We start from the raw sequence: 18,015 nt of genomic DNA, 5'->3' as shown, positions 1-18,015 counted from the left end.
GCCGCCCATCACAACGCCGACAACTGCTCCATCGGCCAGCGCGCCTGCACACTGATTGCCAGACTTTCCTGCTGGCCGGCTTGCAGGCGCTGGCAGCCGGCAAAGGCGATCATTGCGCCGTTATCGGTGCAGAACTGCGGACGGGCATAAAACACATCGCCCTTCATATCGCCGAGCATTTTTTCCAGGGAAGCGCGCAACGCCTTGTTGGCACTGACCCCCCCGGCGATCACCAGGCGCTTCATGCCGGCGGCCTTCAGGGCACGCTTGCACTTGATGGTCAAAGTCTCCACCACGGCCTGCTGGAACGCCAGCGCGATGTCGCATTGGGCTTGCTCGCCGTCGTCTCCAGCGCTGACGCACTGTTGCCAGGTGTTCAACGCAAAGGTCTTCAGGCCGCTGAAGCTGAAATCCAGGCCCGGACGGTCGCACATCGGACGCGGGAAGACGAAACGTCCTGCAACGCCCCGCTCTGCAAGGCGAGCGATCTCCGGTCCGCCCGGATAATTGAGGCCCATCATCTTCGCCGTCTTGTCGAAAGCTTCGCCGGCGGCGTCATCAAGAGTCTCGCCCAAGAGCGCGTACTGACCAATTCCGTCGACCTGAACCAGTTGCGTATGGCCGCCGGACACCAACAAAGCGACGAACGGGAATTCCGGTGGTTGCGACTCCAGCATGGGCGCCAGCAAGTGGCCTTCCATGTGGTGCACGCCGAGAGCCGGAATACCCCAGGCAAAGGCCAGCGCCTGCGCACAGGAAGCCCCCACCAGCAAGGCACCGACCAGGCCAGGACCCGCGGTGTAGGCAATTGCATCAATCTCGGTCGGTACGCAGTCGGCCTCGGCCAACACCTGACGAATCAAGGGCAGCATGCGTTTGACATGATCGCGCGAAGCCAGCTCCGGCACTACGCCACCATAGGCACGATGCAGGTCGATCTGACTGAACAGCGCGTCGGCCAGCAGACCGCGCTCACTGTCATACAATGCGACGCCGGTTTCGTCGCAGGAAGTTTCTAATCCCAGTACTAGCATGGGTTTGCGCCTTGTTTAGGCTGAATTCGAAGGCGCGCATAATAGTCGTCGCGTGATGCCCCGACCAGCGGTTTTCGATCAGAGGCTTTGCATTCCGAGCGTTGAGGGGTTAACATCCGCAACCCTTAAAAACCGACGTCTTCAAGTGCTCTTTTGCCGCGAGGATGTTGACCCCGGTAATGAATGAAGGTAGCTCTGGATGCCAGCCGTCAAAGTAAAAGAGAACGAACCCTTCGACGTAGCTCTGCGTCGTTTCAAGCGCTCCTGCGAAAAAGCCGGTGTACTGGCTGAAGTTCGTAGCCGCGAATTTTACGAGAAGCCAACTTCTGAGCGTAAGCGCAAAGCAGCTGCTGCTGTTAAGCGTCACGCCAAGAAAGTTCAGCGCGAACAGCGCCGCGCCGTTCGTCTGTACTAATACACAGACGATCGTAGCAAGCTTCTGCCAAGCCCGGCCCTCAGCCGGGCTTATGGCATTTGCGTAAAACGCTTGATGCTTCACCGTCAACGCCGCAGACGCGACCGCGACAAATCTGCTTTACCGCGTCAGACCTGGCTCTTTGCCAGCGGTGCACGTCTTTTCTGACGAGCCTTTCAAGGCTACTGACGAGCACACCCACTGATTCCTCTCACGACGATCAGCCCAAGGCGCCTGCTTGCGCGCCAAATGATGAGCTATCCGAAGCCTATGATTGGCCGCAGCGGATTCAGCGCAACACATTCAAAACAGTCGAATACTGATTGGCATTAACGTCAGTGGATTTTCGGCAGATACACTTCCCGACAGCGATTACGCAGACGACACTGGTCGAGCCGCACACCTTGCGCGCCTCAAACAATGACAGCGTTCGGTCGCCGTACGTTTCGGGCTCCTTTCAGCGCAGATGACGAGAACGCCATGGCCGGGCTAATTCCCCAGAGCTTCATTGACGACCTTCTGAACCGCACCGACATCGTCGACGTGGTCAGCTCGCGCCTGCAACTGAAAAAAGCCGGCAAGAACCACACTGCCTGCTGCCCGTTCCATAAAGAAAAGACTCCGTCGTTCAGCGTCAGCCCCGACAAGCAGTTTTACTACTGCTTCGGCTGCGGCGCTGGCGGCAACGCCCTCGGCTTCATCATGGACCACGACAACCTGGATTTCGTCCAGGCTGTCGAAGAACTGGCCAAAGCCGCCGGCATGGAAGTCCCCCGCGAGGAAAGCGGCCGGTCGCACAAACCGCGACAACCGACCGATTCGCCGCTGTACCCGCTACTCAGCGCCGCTGCCGACTTTTATCGTCAGGCCCTGAAAAGCCATCCATCACGCAAGGCCGCCGTGGATTACCTGAAAGGTCGCGGGTTGACCGGTGAAATCGCCCGGGATTTCGGCCTCGGCTTTGCTCCACCCGGCTGGGACAACCTGTTCAAGCACTTGAGCAGCGATACCCTGCAACAAAAGGCCATGATCGATGCCGGCCTACTGATCGAAAACGCCGAAAGCGGCAAACGTTACGACCGCTTCCGCGACCGCGTGATGTTCCCTATCCGCGACAGTCGCGGGCGCGTCATCGCATTCGGCGGCCGGGTATTGGGCGACGACAAACCCAAGTACCTGAACTCCCCGGAAACTCCGGTTTTCCATAAAGGCCAGGAACTCTACGGCCTGTACGAAGCACGCAAGACCAACCGCAACCTCGACGAAATCATCGTCGTCGAAGGCTACATGGACGTCATCGCCCTGGCCCAGCAAGGCCTGCGCAATGCTGTCGCGACCCTGGGCACCGCCACCAGCGAGGAACACCTCAAGCGACTGTTTCGCGTCGTACCGAGCGTGCTGTTCTGCTTCGACGGCGATCAGGCCGGTCGCAACGCTGCATGGCGGGCACTGGAGGCGACACTTTCAAGCTTGCAGGACGGTCGTCGCGCACGCTTTCTGTTCCTGCCCGAGGGCGAAGACCCGGACACCCTGGTCCGCTCCGAAGGCACCGACGCCTTCCGCGCCCGGATCAACCAGCATGCGCAGCCACTGGCCGATTACTTCTTCCAGCAATTGACGGAAGAGGCCGATCCGCGCTCGCTCGAGGGCAAGGCCCACATGGCCACCCTCGCCGCGCCACTGATCGACAAAGTCCCGGGCGCCAACCTGCGCACCTTGATGCGTCAGCGCCTGAGCGAAATCACCGGCCTGAGCGGCGAAGCGGTGAGCCAGCTGGCCCAAAGCGCCCCGCAGGAAGCTCCGCCGGCCTACGACCCGGGCATCGATTACGACGCAATGCCCGATTACAGCGACTATCATCAGCCGCAGGCACAGGAAATGTATGTGCCGCAGCAGGAATGGACGCCGAAGAAACCCGGTGCAGGAGGCAGGAAATGGGACAAGAAACCCTGGGACAAAAACGGCAAACGGGGCGGCGATCGTGATCAACCCCGCGCGCCACGGGTGCCCGCCGCCGTAGAACCGCCAACCCTTGCCGCCTTGCGCACACTGCTGCACCACCCGCAACTGGCCGAAAAAGTCGAGGATGCCGGGCACTTCGCCGCCGAGGATCACACCAACACACAATTGCTGGTGGCGCTGCTCGAAGCCGTGCAGAAGAATCCCAAGCTAAACTCAATTCAGCTGATTGCCCGCTGGCATGGCACGGAGCAAGGTCGCCTGCTCAAGGCCCTGGCGGAAAAGGAATGGCTGATTGATGGAGATAACCTTGAACAACAGTTTTTCGACACCATTACTAGCTTGTCAGCCCGCCAACGCGAGCGAAACCTGGAACAACTTCTTAGAAAAGCGCGTCAAAGCGAATTGACCAGCGAAGAGAAAAATCAACTGCGCGACCTCTTGAGTCGCAATGTTTCCGCATCAAACCCGACCTCAACTGGCGCGTGAGGTCATAGCTCAGGTATAATCCTCGGCTTGTTTTTTGCCCGCCAAGACCTTCAGTGGATAGGGTGTTATGTCCGGAAAAGCGCAACAGCAGTCTCGTATCAAAGAGTTGATCACACTTGGTCGTGAGCAGGGCTACCTGACTTACGCGGAGGTCAACGACCACCTGCCTGAGGATATTTCAGATCCGGAACAGGTGGAAGACATCATCCGCATGATCAATGACATGGGGATCAACGTATTCGAGGTTGCGCCAGATAAGGATTCCCTTATGCTGGCCGACGCCGATACCGACGAAGCCGCAGCCGAAGAGGCCGCTGCAGCGTTGGCTGCGGTCGAGACCGACATTGGTCGCACTACCGACCCGGTGCGCATGTACATGCGCGAAATGGGTACGGTCGAGCTCCTCACTCGTGAAGGCGAAATTGAAATCGCCAAGCGTATTGAAGAGGGCATCCGTGAAGTGATGAGCGCAATCGCGCACTTCCCTGGCACGGTTGATCATATTCTCTCCGAGTACACCCGCGTCACCACCGAAGGTGGCCGCCTGTCCGACGTCCTGAGCGGTTATATCGACCCGGACGACGGCATCGCGCCGCCTGCGGCAGAAGTGCCGCCGCCGATCGACGAGAAAGCGGTCAAGGCGGATGACGATTCCGACGACGAAGACGGCGAAGCCTCGGATGACGAGGAAGAAGCCGAAAGCGGTCCGGATCCGATCATCGCCGCGCAGCGTTTCGGCGCTGTGGCCGATCAGATGGAAATCACCCACAAGGCCCTGAAAAAGCACGGTCGTCACAATAAGGCAGCGATTGCCGAATTGCTGGCCCTGGCTGACCTGTTCATGCCGATCAAACTGGTACCGAAGCAATTCGAAGCCTTGGTCGAGCGTGTGCGCAGCGCCCTGGATCGCCTGCGTCAGCAAGAGCGCGCAATCATGCAGCTCTGCGTACGTGATGCGCGCATGCCGCGTGCAGACTTCCTGCGCCAGTTCCCGGGCAACGAAGTCGACGAGAGCTGGAGCGATACGCTGGCCAAAGGCAAAGGCAAGTATGCTGAAGCCATTGGTCGCCTGCAGCCGGACATCATCCGTTGCCAGCAGAAGCTGACCGCGCTGGAAACCGAAACCGGTTTGACCATCGTCGAGATCAAGGAAATCAACCGTCGCATGTCGATCGGTGAGGCCAAGGCCCGCCGCGCGAAGAAAGAGATGGTTGAAGCCAACTTGCGTCTGGTGATCTCGATCGCCAAGAAGTACACCAACCGTGGCCTGCAATTCCTCGATCTGATCCAGGAAGGCAACATTGGCCTGATGAAAGCGGTAGACAAGTTCGAATACCGTCGCGGCTACAAATTCTCGACTTATGCCACCTGGTGGATCCGTCAGGCGATCACTCGCTCGATCGCCGACCAGGCTCGCACCATTCGTATTCCGGTGCACATGATCGAGACGATCAACAAGCTCAACCGCATTTCCCGGCAGATGCTGCAGGAAATGGGTCGCGAACCGACCCCGGAAGAGCTGGGCGAACGCATGGAAATGCCTGAGGACAAGATCCGCAAGGTATTGAAGATCGCGAAAGAGCCGATCTCCATGGAAACCCCGATCGGTGATGACGAAGACTCTCATCTGGGTGACTTCATCGAAGACTCGACCATGCAGTCGCCAATCGATGTTGCAACCGTCGAGAGCCTGAAAGAAGCGACTCGCGAAGTGCTGTCCGGTCTCACGGCACGTGAAGCCAAGGTACTGCGCATGCGCTTCGGTATCGACATGAATACCGACCACACCCTCGAGGAGGTTGGCAAGCAGTTCGACGTGACCCGTGAGCGGATTCGTCAGATCGAAGCCAAGGCGCTGCGCAAGCTGCGCCACCCGACGAGAAGCGAGCATCTGCGCTCTTTCCTCGACGAGTGATACCAGAACCCCCGGCCCAGGCCGGGGGTTTTGTTTTATGGCAGATTAAAAGCTCTGCAACTCCTCCTCCGCCCCGTAGCCCGTCTACACTCGAAGCATTCCCCCGAGCCATAACGAGACCGTTATGCCCAGACTGCCGACCGTGCTTTTTTTGCTGTCGCTGATGACCTGGACTGCAACGGCTGGCGCGCTGACTCTCACAGACGATGAACGTAGCTGGCTGGCTGCCCACCCCAACTTGCGCCTGGGGGTCGATGCGTCGTGGCCGCCTTTCGAATTTCGCGACGATGAGGGCCGCTACCAAGGCCTTGCCGCGGACTACATCGAGGTTATCCGCAAAAGGCTGGCGACCAGGCTCACGCCCATCGAGCCGGTGAGCTGGACCGTCGTCCTGGATCAAGCCAAAAAGGGCAAAATCGACCTGCTTCCTGGCATCATGTCGACCCCGGAACGCCAGAACTATCTGGCGTTCACCCGCCCCTACCTGGACTTTCCGATTGTCATCCTGGCCCACGTCGGGGGGCCTCAACCACACAAACTGGAAGACCTGTACGGCCTGAAAATCGCCGTGGTGGAAAACTACGCTCCCCACGAACTGCTGCGCACCCACCATCCCGACCTGAACCTGGTGGCGACGCCCAACGTCAGCTCGGCATTGCAGGCACTGGCCACCGACGAAGTGGACGCAGTAGTGGGCGATCTGGCTTCCAGCGTCTGGACCCTGCGCCAGCTCAAGCTCGATGGGTTGTATGTCAGCGGTGAAACCCCCTATCGCTATCAATTGGCCATGGCGGTACCTCGCAACAACAAAATGCTCGTTGGAATTCTCGACAAAGTCCTGGCGGACATGAGCCCCGCCGAAATCAGCGCCATTCAGGAACATTGGGTCGGCAACGTCCTCGATCATCGAACGTTCTGGAATGACTTGTTGGTGTATGGCCTGCCCGGGCTACTGCTGCTGACCCTCGTGCTGGCAGCGGTTATCCGCGTCAACCGCCGTTTGAGTTCGGAAATTGCCCGCCGGATCGATCTTGAACAGGAACTGCGCAGTAGCGAGTACCACTATCGCGGCCTGGTGGAGAGCCTCTCGGCCATCGCCTGGGAAGCAAAAGTCACCGACTACACCTACAGCTATGTTTCACCCCACGCCGAAGACCTCCTCGGTTATCCCCTGTCCCATTGGCTGATTCCGGGCTTCTGGCGCAACATCATTCACCCCGCCGACCTGACCCGCGCCCAGACGTTCTGCGATCACGAAGTGCTGGCCGGACGTGATCACAGCCTCGACTACCGGGTGATCACTGCCGACGGCCGCTGCCTGTGGGTGCGAGATATCGTCAGCCTGATCGAGCATGGGCATGAGCCGGTGATGCGCGGGTTGATGATCGACATCACCGACACCAAGCGCACCGAAGAAGCGCTGCGCCTGTCGGAACAGAAATTCGCTTCGGTGTTCCGGCAATGCCCTGACATTCTGGTGATCGCACGCCTGAGCGATGGTTGCCTGCTGGAGGTCAACGAAGCGTTCGAAGAGCAGATTGGCCTCAAGGCCGAGGACGTCATTGGCCTGACCGCCACCAACCTGAACATCTGGGGTATTCCCGGTGTTGGACCCGGCCTGCTGCAACGCCTGCAGGCCGGCAGCATCCGCAACCTGGAAATGCCCTTTCGTCGCAGCAATGGCCAGGTGTTTACCGGCCTGATCTCCGCCGAGCCCTTTAACCTCGACATGACACCGGCGCTGGTGGTCGTGGTGCGGGACATCACCCAGCTCAAGGAAACCCAGCAGCAACTGCAAACATCCGAAGAAAAGTTCGCCAAGGCCTTCCACGCGTCTCCCGACGGATTGCTGCTGTCGCGGCAAAGCGATGGCTTGCTGCTGGAGGTCAACGAGGGTTTCAGCCGCATCACCGGTTTCAACAGCGCCATGTCAGTGGATCGCTCGGTGCTGGAACTGGGGATCTGGGTCAACCTCAATGAACGCAAGCAAATGCTCGACCTGTTGCAACGGGACGGTTTTGTCCGCGACTTCAGCTGCCATATCCGCCGCAGCGACGGGCAGATCCGCCTCTGCGAAGTGTCCAGCCGTCCGCTGCCGATTGGCGATGACGACTGCATGCTGACCATCGCCCGGGACATCACCGAGCGGCACCTGATGCAGGAAAAACTGCAACAGGCCGCCACGGTGTTCGAAAGCACCGCCGAAGGCGTGTTGATCACCGACACCCAACAGCACATCAGCGCGGTCAACCGGGCCTTCACCGAGATCACCGGTTACAGCGAAAGCGAAGCGCTGGGGCACACACCGCGCCTGCTCGCCTCAGGCCTGCATGACAGCGCGTTCTACGCGGCCATGTGGCACCAATTGACTGCCGACGGTCATTGGCAGGGTGAAATTTCCAATCGGCGCAAGAATGGCGAGCTCTATCCGAGCTGGCTGACCATCAGTGCCGTGCGCAACCGCGACAAGTTCATCACCCACTTTGTCGCGGTGTTCGCCGACATCTCCAGCCTCAAGCATGCCCAGGCCAAACTCGATTACCAGGCTCACCACGACCCTCTGACCGGCCTGCCGAATCGCACGCTGTTCGAAAGCCGCCTGCTGACAGCGCTCAACAGCCAGCAGGAACATGGCGGCCAGGGCGCCGTACTGTTCCTCGATCTCGACCGCTTCAAGCACATCAACGACAGCCTCGGCCACCCGGTCGGCGACCTGCTGCTCAAGGGCATTGCCGTACGTCTGCGCGAGCAACTGCGTGACATCGACACCGTGGCGCGCCTGGGCGGTGACGAGTTCATCATCCTGCTGCCGGGCCTGCAACAATCCACTGATGCCGACAATATCGCCACCAAACTGCTCAATTGTTTCACCGCGCCATTCCAGGCTGGCGAACACGAGTTTTTCATCAGCGCCAGCATCGGCACCAGCCTCTATCCGAAGGATGGTTGCGACGTTGCCACACTGATCAAGAACGCCGACGCTGCGATGTACCGATCCAAGGCCAAGGGCCGTAACCGCGTCGAAAGCTACACCCGCGACCTCACCGCCCAGGCCAGCGAGCGTGTTGCGCTGGAGCACGAACTGCGCCGTGCCATCGAACGCAACGAGTTGCAACTGTGCTACCAACCGAAAATCAGCCTCGAAGACTACAGCCTGGTCGGCGCCGAAGCCCTCATCCGCTGGCACCACCCGACTTTTGGCGACGTGCCGCGGGAGCACTTCATCCCGCTGGCTGAAGAAAACGGCATGATCCTGCAAATCGGCGACTGGGTCCTGGAGACCGCCTGCCAGCAGATGGCCGAATGGCACCGGCTGTACGAAAACCCCGGCCCGCTGTCGGTCAACCTTGCCGGCGCCCAATTGCGCCAACCCAACCTGCTGGGCCGTATCGAGCAGTTGCTCAAGGACAACAGCCTCAACCCCGCTCTCCTGCAACTGGAAATCACTGAAAACTTCATCATGAGCCAGGCCGAAGAAGCGCTGGCGGTGCTGCATCAACTCAAAAAACTGGGCGTACAACTGGCCATCGATGACTTCGGCACCGGCTACTCGTCCTTGAGTTACCTCAAGCGCCTGCCGCTGGACATCCTCAAGATCGACCAGTCCTTCGTCCGCGGCCTGCCGGACGACCCCCACGATGCGGCGATCGTACGCGCCATCATCGCCCTCGGCCGCAGCATGCAATTCACCGTGATTGCCGAAGGGGTCGAGACCCAGGCGCAGCAGCAATTCCTGGCCCATGAGGGCTGTGAGCAAATCCAGGGCTACATCGTCAGCTTCCCCCTACCCCCCGAGAAATTTGCCGCGACATTTCTTCGTACAACCGTAATGGCTTTTTCGGATAGCACAGCCGCGAAACCGTCGCTATAATCCGCGACCTACTGAGGGCCTATAGCTCAGTTGGTTAGAGCAGAGGACTCATAATCCTTTGGTCCACGGTTCAAGTCCGTGTGGGCCCACCAAACAAGAAAGCCGCGTTTTTACGCGGCTTTTTCGTGTCTGGCGGTTCGGATCGCAGAAATCTGTTTTACAGATCAATTGGCAAAGTTCTCAATCTTTACCTGCCCTTCGGGAAAGGTTGCAATGATTTCCAACTCGCCGCCCATGGCGCGGATGTAATTGCGCAGCGTGCTGATGTACATGTCGGTGCGTCGCTCCATCCTGGAAATCGCCGCCTGATTGATATGCAGCGCCTTGGCCAGGGTCTCCTGGCTCAACTCCTGAGCCTTGCGCAACTCGTGCAAGGGCATTTCTTTCAGATGCTGCCGGTACAAACGCTCCGCGTCAGCTCGAGCTTGCGGCGTCATGCGCGCTTGTAGTTCAGAAAATTTCTTAGCCATCGTTTCGGCCCTCACTACGCAGTATTTCCAGATGTTCGCCAGCGGGACATGTTCGTCACGCCACCTAAGAAATATGACTTCAAGGGAATAACCTTAAGGACTGGAGCAGCTGTTCGACTACTATGGACTACTCCTGAAATTGTTAATGGCAATGTCTGGCGCGTTTGGACCATGTGCTCTGCCCGGCCCTTGGATGAAGCGCATGGCAAGCAAGTGACGCCATTGGAATGCTACCGAAGGGCTTCACTCCAGGCATTTGGGGGTTTGCGTTTGGATATTTGTTTATACGGGACGTCGCAATATCGGATGACGCCGTACGTCCTTGTAGGCAAACTCCGAATCTTCGTTTTGGGCACTTTGCCGCCTTGTTGCGCTTTTCTTTGACGGGATAGTCTCCGGCCGTCGCTGATCATCAGCGAGCGGGCTTGGAAACCCGTCGAACCGTAACGCAACTGCGCCCCATCACGACTGCAGAAGTTTCAATACTTTGTTCCCGTGTTATGGCTGCTGTGCGTGGGACGCCTTCGGGCGTGCCGGTTTCTCTGGTTCCCGGTTTTCCAACCTGCGCACAGCTGCCACCCATTCGCTTGGAAACGAAAGTGGCAGCTCCTTGAACAACCAGGAGTCACCCCATGAGTAAAACGAATTCCCCCGCCCCCTCAGAACTCAAAACCATCGGTTTCACCCCTTTCATGTACATCTCGGACCAACCCTTGTTCCACGTCTGCCGCAACGTCCCCATCGCCGACGCCTTGGCCCAAGCCTCCGACCTGCTGTTCCTCGCAAAGTCCCTCACCGTGGATTCCACCTACGCCCAAAGCCCCGACCGCCACGCCTGGGCCGCGCATTACCTGACGGCGATGAGCAAAGCAGTGATCGATGATGTGGTGAAGGTGCTGACGCGGCGGCCTGCTCAAACGACAAGGGAAGCAGTCCCATCGAAAAACATATAACCACGGCAGAGTTGAAAATTCCCAAAAGGGGACCTATCGTTCCCTTTTTGGGACTTATAGAGTCAACCATGCCTGCCATCCCGCTCAGCGATGCTCTGTTTACCGCCACTCAGCAAAAAGTGCTGGGCATGTTGTATGGCAAACCGGACAAGAGCTTTTACGCCAATGAAATATCCCGCTGGGCGCAGGTGGGCAAGGGCAGCCTGATGCGTGAGTTGGAGCGCTTGCATGGTGCCGGCATTCTCACCATGAGTCGGCGGGGTAATCAAACACACTACCAAGCCAACCCCGAGTGCCCCATCTATGCGGAACTGCTGGGAATAGTGCGCAAGACTTTCGGCATTGCAGAGCAACTGCGTGCAGCCTTGACTCCGCTGAATGATCAACTGGCATGGGCGTTCATCTATGGCTCCATTGCCAAGGGCAACGAGCATGCCGGCAGTGACATCGACCTGATGCTGATCGGCGAAAATCTCAGCTACAGCGACTTGATGGAGCGGGTACTGCCCGTAGAGGAACAGCTTGGCCGCACCATTAATCCGACGCTCTACACCCTGGCCGATTGGCAAGCCAAGAAGGCAGCCGGCAACAGCTTTGTAGTGCGGGTTGAACAACAGGAAAAAATTGATCTGATTGGCCACAATCCAGCAGAGGTAGTCGATGGGCAGCAATGACAATCTGGAAAACCTGGTGCGTAGCGGAGGCCTCAAAGCCGAACCGCCAGATCGCAAGGAATGTGAAGGGCTACTGAGATCGGCTACGGACCGTTTGAAGGATGCTCACAGTCCGGCCTTGTCCTTTGCCAGTCGCTTCGACCTCGCCTATAACGCCGCACATGCCTTGGCACTGACTGCCATGCGCTTGCAGGGTTTTCGCTCCGACCGTCGCTATCTGGTATTCCAGTGCCTGGTACATACCCTGGACCTGAACAAAATCCAGGTGCGCTTGTTCGCACTTTGTCACGAGCGCCGTAATCTGGCCGAGTACGAGGGTTATATGGACGTGGATGAAACCCTACTGGCTGAGTTGTTGGCGGCGACCGATGCACTGCTGTCACTGGTGCAAGACGCTATGCTCGCTGGCAAATAACACTCCGACCCTTTGTTACTTGCAGTGCTGAACAGCATCACCGCCGCTGTCAGCCGAAACACGCAACAAAGGGATCACCTGCACCGCCCGCAGCCGTTCCAGCATCGGCCCGGTGTACACCACCTCATACGTATCCGCCGCCCGCCCCCATTGCTCCACAAGCGCCATGCCGTCCACCAGCGCCACAGCCAATTCGGCAATCGTCTCGGCCTGGTCCTCGATGATTTCCTGGGTCCGACCCCACAGCCGATCTGTCATCGCTTTAAGCTGTGCCGCTATGCGCTCATCCGACGCTGGATCGGTATCCGGGTAGGCGATGTTGCGCAGCAGGTGCTGAAGCTCCCTGATTTTGGCGTAATCCCGTTCCGCGCCCTGCTCGCCTTTGAGGATGGCTGTGGCTTTGGGCTTGTCGACGCGTTTTGCGGCTGATGGTTTCGACGGCAGTGTCTGCGCCATGGCGCCAGCCAGAAGCACCATCATCCGGGCTTGCAGATGCTCCTTCATGGCTTCTATCGACGAAATGGGCCGCACCAGGGTAATGGCGGCGCCTCCCTGATGCCGCAAATCCCCGGTCACTGTCAGGGTCACGCCGCCCGTGGCAAAGCCCAGGGCACGAGCGACGACGTAGTGGCCCATTTCGTGATGGGCGATCTGCAATGCGTGAGCTTGTACGGCGGGGGGCATCTTGCTCGACATGTCCGTTGCCTCGGGTCTGGTTCTCGCATTCGACTACGAGTGGGTGTTGCTGTCCATTCTTCGAGGCGGCGTGGAATACCTGTAGGAGCGGGTGCCCGCTTGCGGCATGCTCGCGATGGTCGCCAACGATAACGCTGGCAGCCTGACACCCAGCGGTGTTCTGACGTCCATCGCGAGCTTGCTCGCTCCTACAGGTACAGGGGGTGGTTGCCGGGGCTATTTGGGTAGGGCGTAGGCGATCACATAGTCGCCGCGATCGGTCGACTGCCGTGCACCACCCACTGTCAGCAGGATGTACTGCTTGCCGGTTTTCGGCGACACGTAGGTCATCGGCCCGGACTGGCTGCCCACCGGCAAACGCGATTTCCAGATTTCGTTACCGTTGCCGGTGTCGAAGGCGCGCAGGTAGAAGTCCTGGGTACCGGCAAAGAACAGCAGGCCCGACTGGGTGGCCAGCGAGGCACCGAGGGTCGGCATGCCGATGGGGATCGGCAGGTGCATGCGGATACCCAGCGGGCCGGTGTCCTGTACGGTGCCGACCGGGACTTGCCACATCAGTTTGTGGGTCTTGAGGTCGATGGCGGACATGGTGCCGAACGGTGGTTTCTGGCACGGAATGCCGACCGCCGAGAGAAAGCGCTCGCGCATGGCGCCGAACGGAGTGCCTTCCTGTGGCACTACGCCCATCTCAATGCCACTGGCCCCGGCGCCGATCTTGTCGCGCGGGATCATGTAGTTGGCCAGGCCCAGGCGCATGTCGTTGACGAACATGTAGTGGGTGTTCGGGTCTACCGAGACGCTACCCCAGTTCATGCCGCCCAACGAGCCCGGGAATTGCAGGGCGCGGTCCATGCCCGGCGGGGTGTAGACGCCTTCGTGACGCATGCCCTTGAACTGGATGCGGCACATCAACTGGTCGAATGGCGTGGCGCCCCACATGTCGGACTCGGTCAGGGTCTTGTTGCCGATCGACGGCATATCCACCGAGAACGGCTGGGTTGGCGAGTAGTGTTCGCCAGGCACATGGCCCTGGGGCACCGGACGCTCTTCAACGCGAGCGATCGGTACACCGGTTTCACGGTTGAGCAGGAAGATCTCGCCCTGTTTGGTCACTTGCGCCAGCGCCGGCTGGGTGCCGCCCTTGTCATCCGGCACATCGTAGAGCAAGGGTTGCGCCGGCAGGTCGAAGTCCCACAGATCGTTGTGGGTGGTCTGGAAGTGCCAGCGCACCTGGCCACTCTTCACGTCGAGGGCGACGATGGACGAGTTCCATTTGTTATCCATCTCGGTGCGCTGACCGCCGAAGAAATCAGGCGTCGCGTTGCCGGTCGGCAAGTACACCAGACCTAGCTTGGCGTCGTAGGACATGGCCGACCACACGTTCGGCGTACCACGGGTGTACGTCTCACCGGCCGGTGGGCGCTTGGTGGTGTTCGGATTGCCCGGATCCCACGCCCATACCAGCTCACCGCTGCGCACATCGTAGGCACGCACCACGCCCGGCGGTTCGCCGGTGGAGTAGTTATCGGCCACGCGGCCACCGACGATCACCACGTCACCCGCGACCAACGGGGTCGAGGTTTGCTGGTAGTAACCGGGCTTCACTTCGCCCATGTCGGTGGTCAGGTCGACGGTGCCTTTGTTGCCGAATTCCTCGCAGGGTTTGCCTGTGTCGGCATTGATGGCGATCAGGCGCGCATCGCCAGTGGGTAGAAACAGACGTTTCGTACAGGCGGTTGGCTGACTGTCCGAAGACACCGGGGTTTCGGAATAACCCAGGCCACGGCAGCGCTGCCAGTTGGGGGCGGTGCCTTGGGGGTCGAACTTCCAGCGCTGGGCGCCGGTGTCGGCATCCAGGGCGAAGACTTTGCCGTAGGCGGTGCAGGTGTAGACCGTATCGCCGATCTGCAGCGGGGTGTTCTGGTCTTCGGCGCCAGCGCCGGTGCTTTGCGGGATGTCGCCGGTGCGGAAGGTCCACGCGACCTGCAACTTGTCGATATTGCCCTTGTTGATCTGGTCCAGCGCGGCAAAGCGGTTACCAGCGGTGGTATTGCCCCAGTGAGCCCAGTCTTTTTGTTCGGTGCCCGGCGCCACCGGCGTTACCGCAGGTTCGCTGGTGGCCTTGACCACGTGGGTCGGGACGAACATATAGGCCATCGTTGCAACCACACCGACGCCCAGAATGCCAGCCACACCGTAAGCGCCGCGCCCGCCGGTCGCACCTGAAGCGCGGACCAGCGTCGGGTAGATCAACGCCACAACCAGCCCGATCACCGCGAAGGTCAGTACTCGCGAGACCAGTGGCCAGTACTCGAGGCCGGCATCCCAAACGGCCCAGATCGCCGTGAGGACCAACGCCATACCATACAGCCAGGCGCCGAACGGCTTGCGCCGGGCGATCATCAGCCCGGACGCCAACATGGCCAGGCCCATCAACAGGAAGTACCCACTCCCGCCAAGCGCGATCAGATAACCGCCGCCACCGGCCAGGCCGAGCCCGATCAGTGCAATCAGCACGCCCAGCCCCGCCAGCAACCATTTGCTGCCGGCGGCAGCCCCAGAATTGTTCATGTCGGAAACTTTCCCCATTTGTGACAAGGGCGGAATAATGTACTACCTAGTTACTTATGGCAATTTGTCGCAGGCAGAAATGTCATGAACGGTATTGAGGCTAGAGCAAATATCCGCCGCGAGCGCTGCGCCGGATGTGCCTGTAACATGCTTGGCCATTGATCCGTACCGTTGGAGACAGCCCCTTTGCCTGACATTCGCCCACCCGTTCTCGACGAAATCGACCGCCAGCTGATCGCGGCCCTGCAGATCAACGCCCGCGAGAGTGTGGCCATGCTCGCCCGGCAACTGGGCATCGCCCGCACCACGGTCACGTCGCGCCTGGCGCGGCTGGAAAAGGCCAAAGTGATTACCGGCTACGGCGTGCGCCTGGGGCAGCGGGTGGTCGACGGCGGGTTGCAGGCGTATGTGGGGATCACTGTGCAACCGCGTTCCGGCAAGGAGGTGTTGCGACGCCTGAGCGCGATGGCGCAGGTGCAGCAGTTGTGTGCGGTGAGTGGCGAATTTGATTATGTGGCGTGGCTGCGTACTGACTCGCCGGAGCAGCTGGATCAGTTGCTGGATCAGATTGGCAGTGTGGATGGGGTGGAGAAGACCACGACTTCGATCATCTTGAGCAGCAAGATTGATCGGGGGCAGCCGGTTTGACGTTCCAATTCGGGATTCATGGGTGTCTGGGCTGAGGCCATCGCGAGCATGCTCGCTCCTACAGATGATATTTTGCATGTCAGTATCGTCATATTGACTGGTAAAATGGCAAAACGACGACACTTTGCGTCTTATTAACGTGTTCTGTGCTCTCTAGAATGGCCCGCATCTTTTCCTATACTCAGACGCGCCTCCCGCGTCCTGTCGCCAGTAAGGTCAGCCATGAACAAGAACAATCGCCACCCTGCAGACGGTAAAAAACCAGTCACCATTTTCGGCCCGGACTTTCCCTTCGCTTTCGACGACTGGATCGAACACCCGGCCGGCCTGGGCAGTATTCCCGAGCATAATCACGGTGCCGAAGTGGCGATTGTCGGCGCCGGTATCGCCGGACTGGTGGCGGCTTACGAACTGATGAAACTCGGCCTCAAGCCGGTCGTTTACGAAGCCTCGAAATTGGGTGGCCGCCTGCGCTCCCAGACGTTCAACGGCACCGATGGCATCGTCGCCGAGCTGGGCGGCATGCGTTTTCCGGTGTCGTCCACGGCGTTTTACCACTATGTCGACAAGCTGGGTCTTGAGACCAAACCCTTCCCCAACCCGCTGACGCCTGCCTCCGGCAGCACCGTGATCGATCTGGAAGGTAAAACCCATTACGCACAGAAGCTGGCGGATCTTCCTGCATTGTTCCAGGAAGTCGCTGACGCCTGGGCCGATGCCCTGGAAGCCGGCTCGCAGTTCTCGGATATCCAGCAAGCCATTCGCGACCGCGACGTGCCACGCCTCAAGGAACTGTGGAACACCCTGGTGCCACTGTGGGATGACCGCACGTTCTACGACTTCGTCGCCACCTCCAAAGCGTTCGCCAAACTGTCGTTCCACCACCGCGAAGTCTTCGGCCAGGTCGGCTTCGGCACGGGCGGCTGGGACTCGGACTTCCCGAACTCGATGCTGGAAATCTTCCGCGTGGTCATGACCAACTGCGACGATCACCAGCACCTGGTGGTCGGCGGTGTAGAGCAAGTCCCGCAAGGCATCTGGCGTCATGTGCCTGAGCGCTGCGTACACTGGCCGCAAGGCACCAGCCTCAAGTCGCTGCACAAGGGCGCGCCGCGTTCCGGCGTAAAGAAAATCGCCCATGCGCCGGGCGGTCGCTTCGCCGTCACTGACTACAACGGCGACACCCGCGAATACGCCGCCGTGCTGACTACCTGCCAGAGCTGGCTGCTGACCACCCAGATCGAATGCGACGAAACCCTGTTCTCGCAAAAAATGTGGATGGCCCTGGACCGCACCCGCTACATGCAATCGTCGAAAACCTTCGTGATGGTCGACCGCCCGTTCTGGAAGGACAAGGACCCGGAAACCGGCCGCGACCTGATGAGCATGACCCTCACCGATCGCCTGACCCGTGGCACTTACCTGTTCGACAACGGCGACGACAAGCCAGGGGTGATTTGCCTGTCGTATTCCTGGATGAGCGACGCGCTGAAAATGCTCCCGCACCCGGTGGAAAAACGCGTGAAGCTGGCGCTGGATGCGTTGAAGAAGATCTACCCGAAAGTCGACATCGCCGCGCGGATCATCGGCGACCCGATCACCGTTTCGTGGGAAGCCGACCCGCATTTCCTCGGCGCGTTCAAAGGCGCCCTGCCCGGCCACTATCGCTACAACCAGCGCATGTACGCGCACTTCATGCAGGACGACATGCCTGCCGAGCAGCGCGGTATCTTCATTGCCGGTGACGACGTTTCATGGACGCCGGCCTGGGTCGAGGGCGCGGTGCAGACCTCGCTCAACGCGGTGTGGGGCATCATGAAACACTTCGGCGGTGCAACTCACGCCGAGAATCCGGGTCCAGGAGATGTGTTCAACGAGATCGGACCGATCGCCCTGCCCGAGTAA

General features: G+C 59.7%; 13 protein-coding genes and 1 tRNA gene. 10 read left to right on the top strand and 4 right to left on the bottom strand.

The window, feature by feature from the left end; translation table 11 throughout:
- Nucleotides 1-8: 8 nt before the first annotated feature.
- Entirely contained in the window at nucleotides 9-1,034 is a 1,026-nt protein-coding gene (gene tsaD / locus CAG47_RS23200) for a tRNA (adenosine(37)-N6)-threonylcarbamoyltransferase complex transferase subunit TsaD (RefSeq protein WP_085727798.1), read from the bottom strand.
- Between the two features lie 199 nt (nucleotides 1,035-1,233).
- Here tsaD and rpsU point away from each other — a divergent pair, with 199 nt between their 5' ends.
- The 5 genes from rpsU to CAG47_RS23170 all read left to right on the top strand — a co-directional run bounded on the left by rpsU (nucleotide 1,234) and on the right by CAG47_RS23170 (nucleotide 9,775).
- The gene (gene rpsU / locus CAG47_RS23195) at nucleotides 1,234-1,449 is read left to right on the top strand and encodes a 30S ribosomal protein S21 (RefSeq protein WP_002551877.1); all 216 of its coding nucleotides are present in this window, start codon (nucleotides 1,234-1,236) and stop codon (nucleotides 1,447-1,449) included.
- A gap of 480 nt (nucleotides 1,450-1,929) precedes the next feature.
- Complete coding sequence (gene dnaG, locus CAG47_RS23190; RefSeq protein WP_085727796.1) at nucleotides 1,930-3,897, top strand: DNA primase; 1,968 nt, start codon at nucleotides 1,930-1,932, stop codon at nucleotides 3,895-3,897.
- A 67-nt stretch (nucleotides 3,898-3,964) separates the two neighbouring features.
- Entirely contained in the window at nucleotides 3,965-5,812 is a 1,848-nt protein-coding gene (gene rpoD / locus CAG47_RS23180) for an RNA polymerase sigma factor RpoD (protein WP_085727794.1), read from the top strand.
- A 124-nt stretch (nucleotides 5,813-5,936) separates the two neighbouring features.
- Nucleotides 5,937-9,683 (top strand): bifunctional diguanylate cyclase/phosphodiesterase, encoded by a 3,747-nt coding sequence (locus CAG47_RS23175; RefSeq protein WP_085727792.1) that lies wholly within the window; start codon nucleotides 5,937-5,939, stop codon nucleotides 9,681-9,683.
- 15 nt (nucleotides 9,684-9,698) lie between these two features.
- Nucleotides 9,699-9,775, top strand: a tRNA-Ile gene (locus CAG47_RS23170).
- A gap of 72 nt (nucleotides 9,776-9,847) precedes the next feature.
- Here CAG47_RS23170 and CAG47_RS23165 read toward each other — a convergent pair.
- Nucleotides 9,848-10,153: an XRE family transcriptional regulator gene (locus CAG47_RS23165; RefSeq protein ID WP_085727889.1), complete on the bottom strand. Its 306-nt coding sequence runs from the start codon at nucleotides 10,151-10,153 to the stop codon at nucleotides 9,848-9,850.
- 632 nt (nucleotides 10,154-10,785) lie between these two features.
- Here CAG47_RS23165 and CAG47_RS23160 point away from each other — a divergent pair.
- The 3 genes from CAG47_RS23160 to CAG47_RS23150 all read left to right on the top strand — a co-directional run bounded on the left by CAG47_RS23160 (nucleotide 10,786) and on the right by CAG47_RS23150 (nucleotide 12,195).
- Entirely contained in the window at nucleotides 10,786-11,106 is a 321-nt protein-coding gene (locus tag CAG47_RS23160) for a DUF3077 domain-containing protein (RefSeq protein WP_085727789.1), read from the top strand.
- 68 nt (nucleotides 11,107-11,174) lie between these two features.
- A complete protein-coding gene (locus CAG47_RS23155) occupies nucleotides 11,175-11,780 on the top strand; it encodes a nucleotidyltransferase domain-containing protein (RefSeq protein WP_085727786.1) in 606 nt (201 codons plus the stop codon).
- On the top strand, nucleotides 11,767-12,195 hold the full coding sequence (locus CAG47_RS23150; RefSeq protein ID WP_085727784.1) for a hypothetical protein: 429 nt from the start codon (nucleotides 11,767-11,769) through the stop codon (nucleotides 12,193-12,195). Before CAG47_RS23155 ends, CAG47_RS23150 begins: the two co-directional genes overlap by 14 nt.
- 15 nt (nucleotides 12,196-12,210) lie before the next feature.
- Here CAG47_RS23150 and CAG47_RS23145 read toward each other — a convergent pair whose 3' ends face one another.
- Both CAG47_RS23145 and CAG47_RS23140 read right to left on the bottom strand, forming a co-directional pair.
- Nucleotides 12,211-12,891: a peptidase M41 gene (locus tag CAG47_RS23145; protein ID WP_085727782.1), complete on the bottom strand. Its 681-nt coding sequence runs from the start codon at nucleotides 12,889-12,891 to the stop codon at nucleotides 12,211-12,213.
- A 216-nt stretch (nucleotides 12,892-13,107) separates the two neighbouring features.
- The gene (locus tag CAG47_RS23140) at nucleotides 13,108-15,462 is read right to left on the bottom strand and encodes a glucose/quinate/shikimate family membrane-bound PQQ-dependent dehydrogenase (protein WP_085727780.1); all 2,355 of its coding nucleotides are present in this window, start codon (nucleotides 15,460-15,462) and stop codon (nucleotides 13,108-13,110) included.
- Nucleotides 15,463-15,648: 186 nt separating this feature from the next.
- Here CAG47_RS23140 and CAG47_RS23135 point away from each other — a divergent pair, with 186 nt between their 5' ends.
- Together CAG47_RS23135 and CAG47_RS23130 are read left to right on the top strand one after the other, a co-directional pair.
- Nucleotides 15,649-16,110 (top strand): Lrp/AsnC family transcriptional regulator, encoded by a 462-nt coding sequence (locus CAG47_RS23135; protein ID WP_046029956.1) that lies wholly within the window; start codon nucleotides 15,649-15,651, stop codon nucleotides 16,108-16,110.
- A 222-nt stretch (nucleotides 16,111-16,332) separates the two neighbouring features.
- The gene (locus CAG47_RS23130; protein ID WP_085727778.1) at nucleotides 16,333-18,015 is read left to right on the top strand and encodes an NAD(P)/FAD-dependent oxidoreductase; all 1,683 of its coding nucleotides are present in this window, start codon (nucleotides 16,333-16,335) and stop codon (nucleotides 18,013-18,015) included.

The organism is Pseudomonas sp. R37(2017), from assembly GCF_002113375.1.
GTDB lineage: Bacteria > Pseudomonadota > Gammaproteobacteria > Pseudomonadales > Pseudomonadaceae > Aquipseudomonas.
Note: the sequence above shows the minus strand (reverse complement) of the source record. Positions and strands in the feature narration are given on the sequence as shown.

Excerpts from the sequence above, each read along its gene's own strand:
- tsaD (WP_085727798.1), bottom strand. The coding sequence starts at position 1,034 with ATGCTAGTACTGGGATTAGAAACTTCCTGCGACGAAACCGGCGTCGCA.
- rpsU (WP_002551877.1), top strand. The coding sequence starts at position 1,234 with ATGCCAGCCGTCAAAGTAAAAGAGAACGAACCCTTCGACGTAGCTCTG.
- dnaG (WP_085727796.1), top strand. The coding sequence starts at position 1,930 with ATGGCCGGGCTAATTCCCCAGAGCTTCATTGACGACCTTCTGAACCGC.
- rpoD (WP_085727794.1), top strand. The coding sequence starts at position 3,965 with ATGTCCGGAAAAGCGCAACAGCAGTCTCGTATCAAAGAGTTGATCACA.
- CAG47_RS23175 (WP_085727792.1), top strand. The coding sequence starts at position 5,937 with ATGCCCAGACTGCCGACCGTGCTTTTTTTGCTGTCGCTGATGACCTGG.
- CAG47_RS23165 (WP_085727889.1), bottom strand. The coding sequence starts at position 10,153 with ATGGCTAAGAAATTTTCTGAACTACAAGCGCGCATGACGCCGCAAGCT.
- CAG47_RS23160 (WP_085727789.1), top strand. The coding sequence starts at position 10,786 with ATGAGTAAAACGAATTCCCCCGCCCCCTCAGAACTCAAAACCATCGGT.
- CAG47_RS23155 (WP_085727786.1), top strand. The coding sequence starts at position 11,175 with ATGCCTGCCATCCCGCTCAGCGATGCTCTGTTTACCGCCACTCAGCAA.
- CAG47_RS23150 (WP_085727784.1), top strand. The coding sequence starts at position 11,767 with ATGGGCAGCAATGACAATCTGGAAAACCTGGTGCGTAGCGGAGGCCTC.
- CAG47_RS23145 (WP_085727782.1), bottom strand. The coding sequence starts at position 12,891 with ATGTCGAGCAAGATGCCCCCCGCCGTACAAGCTCACGCATTGCAGATC.
- CAG47_RS23140 (WP_085727780.1), bottom strand. The coding sequence starts at position 15,462 with ATGAACAATTCTGGGGCTGCCGCCGGCAGCAAATGGTTGCTGGCGGGG.
- CAG47_RS23130 (WP_085727778.1), top strand. The coding sequence starts at position 16,333 with ATGAACAAGAACAATCGCCACCCTGCAGACGGTAAAAAACCAGTCACC.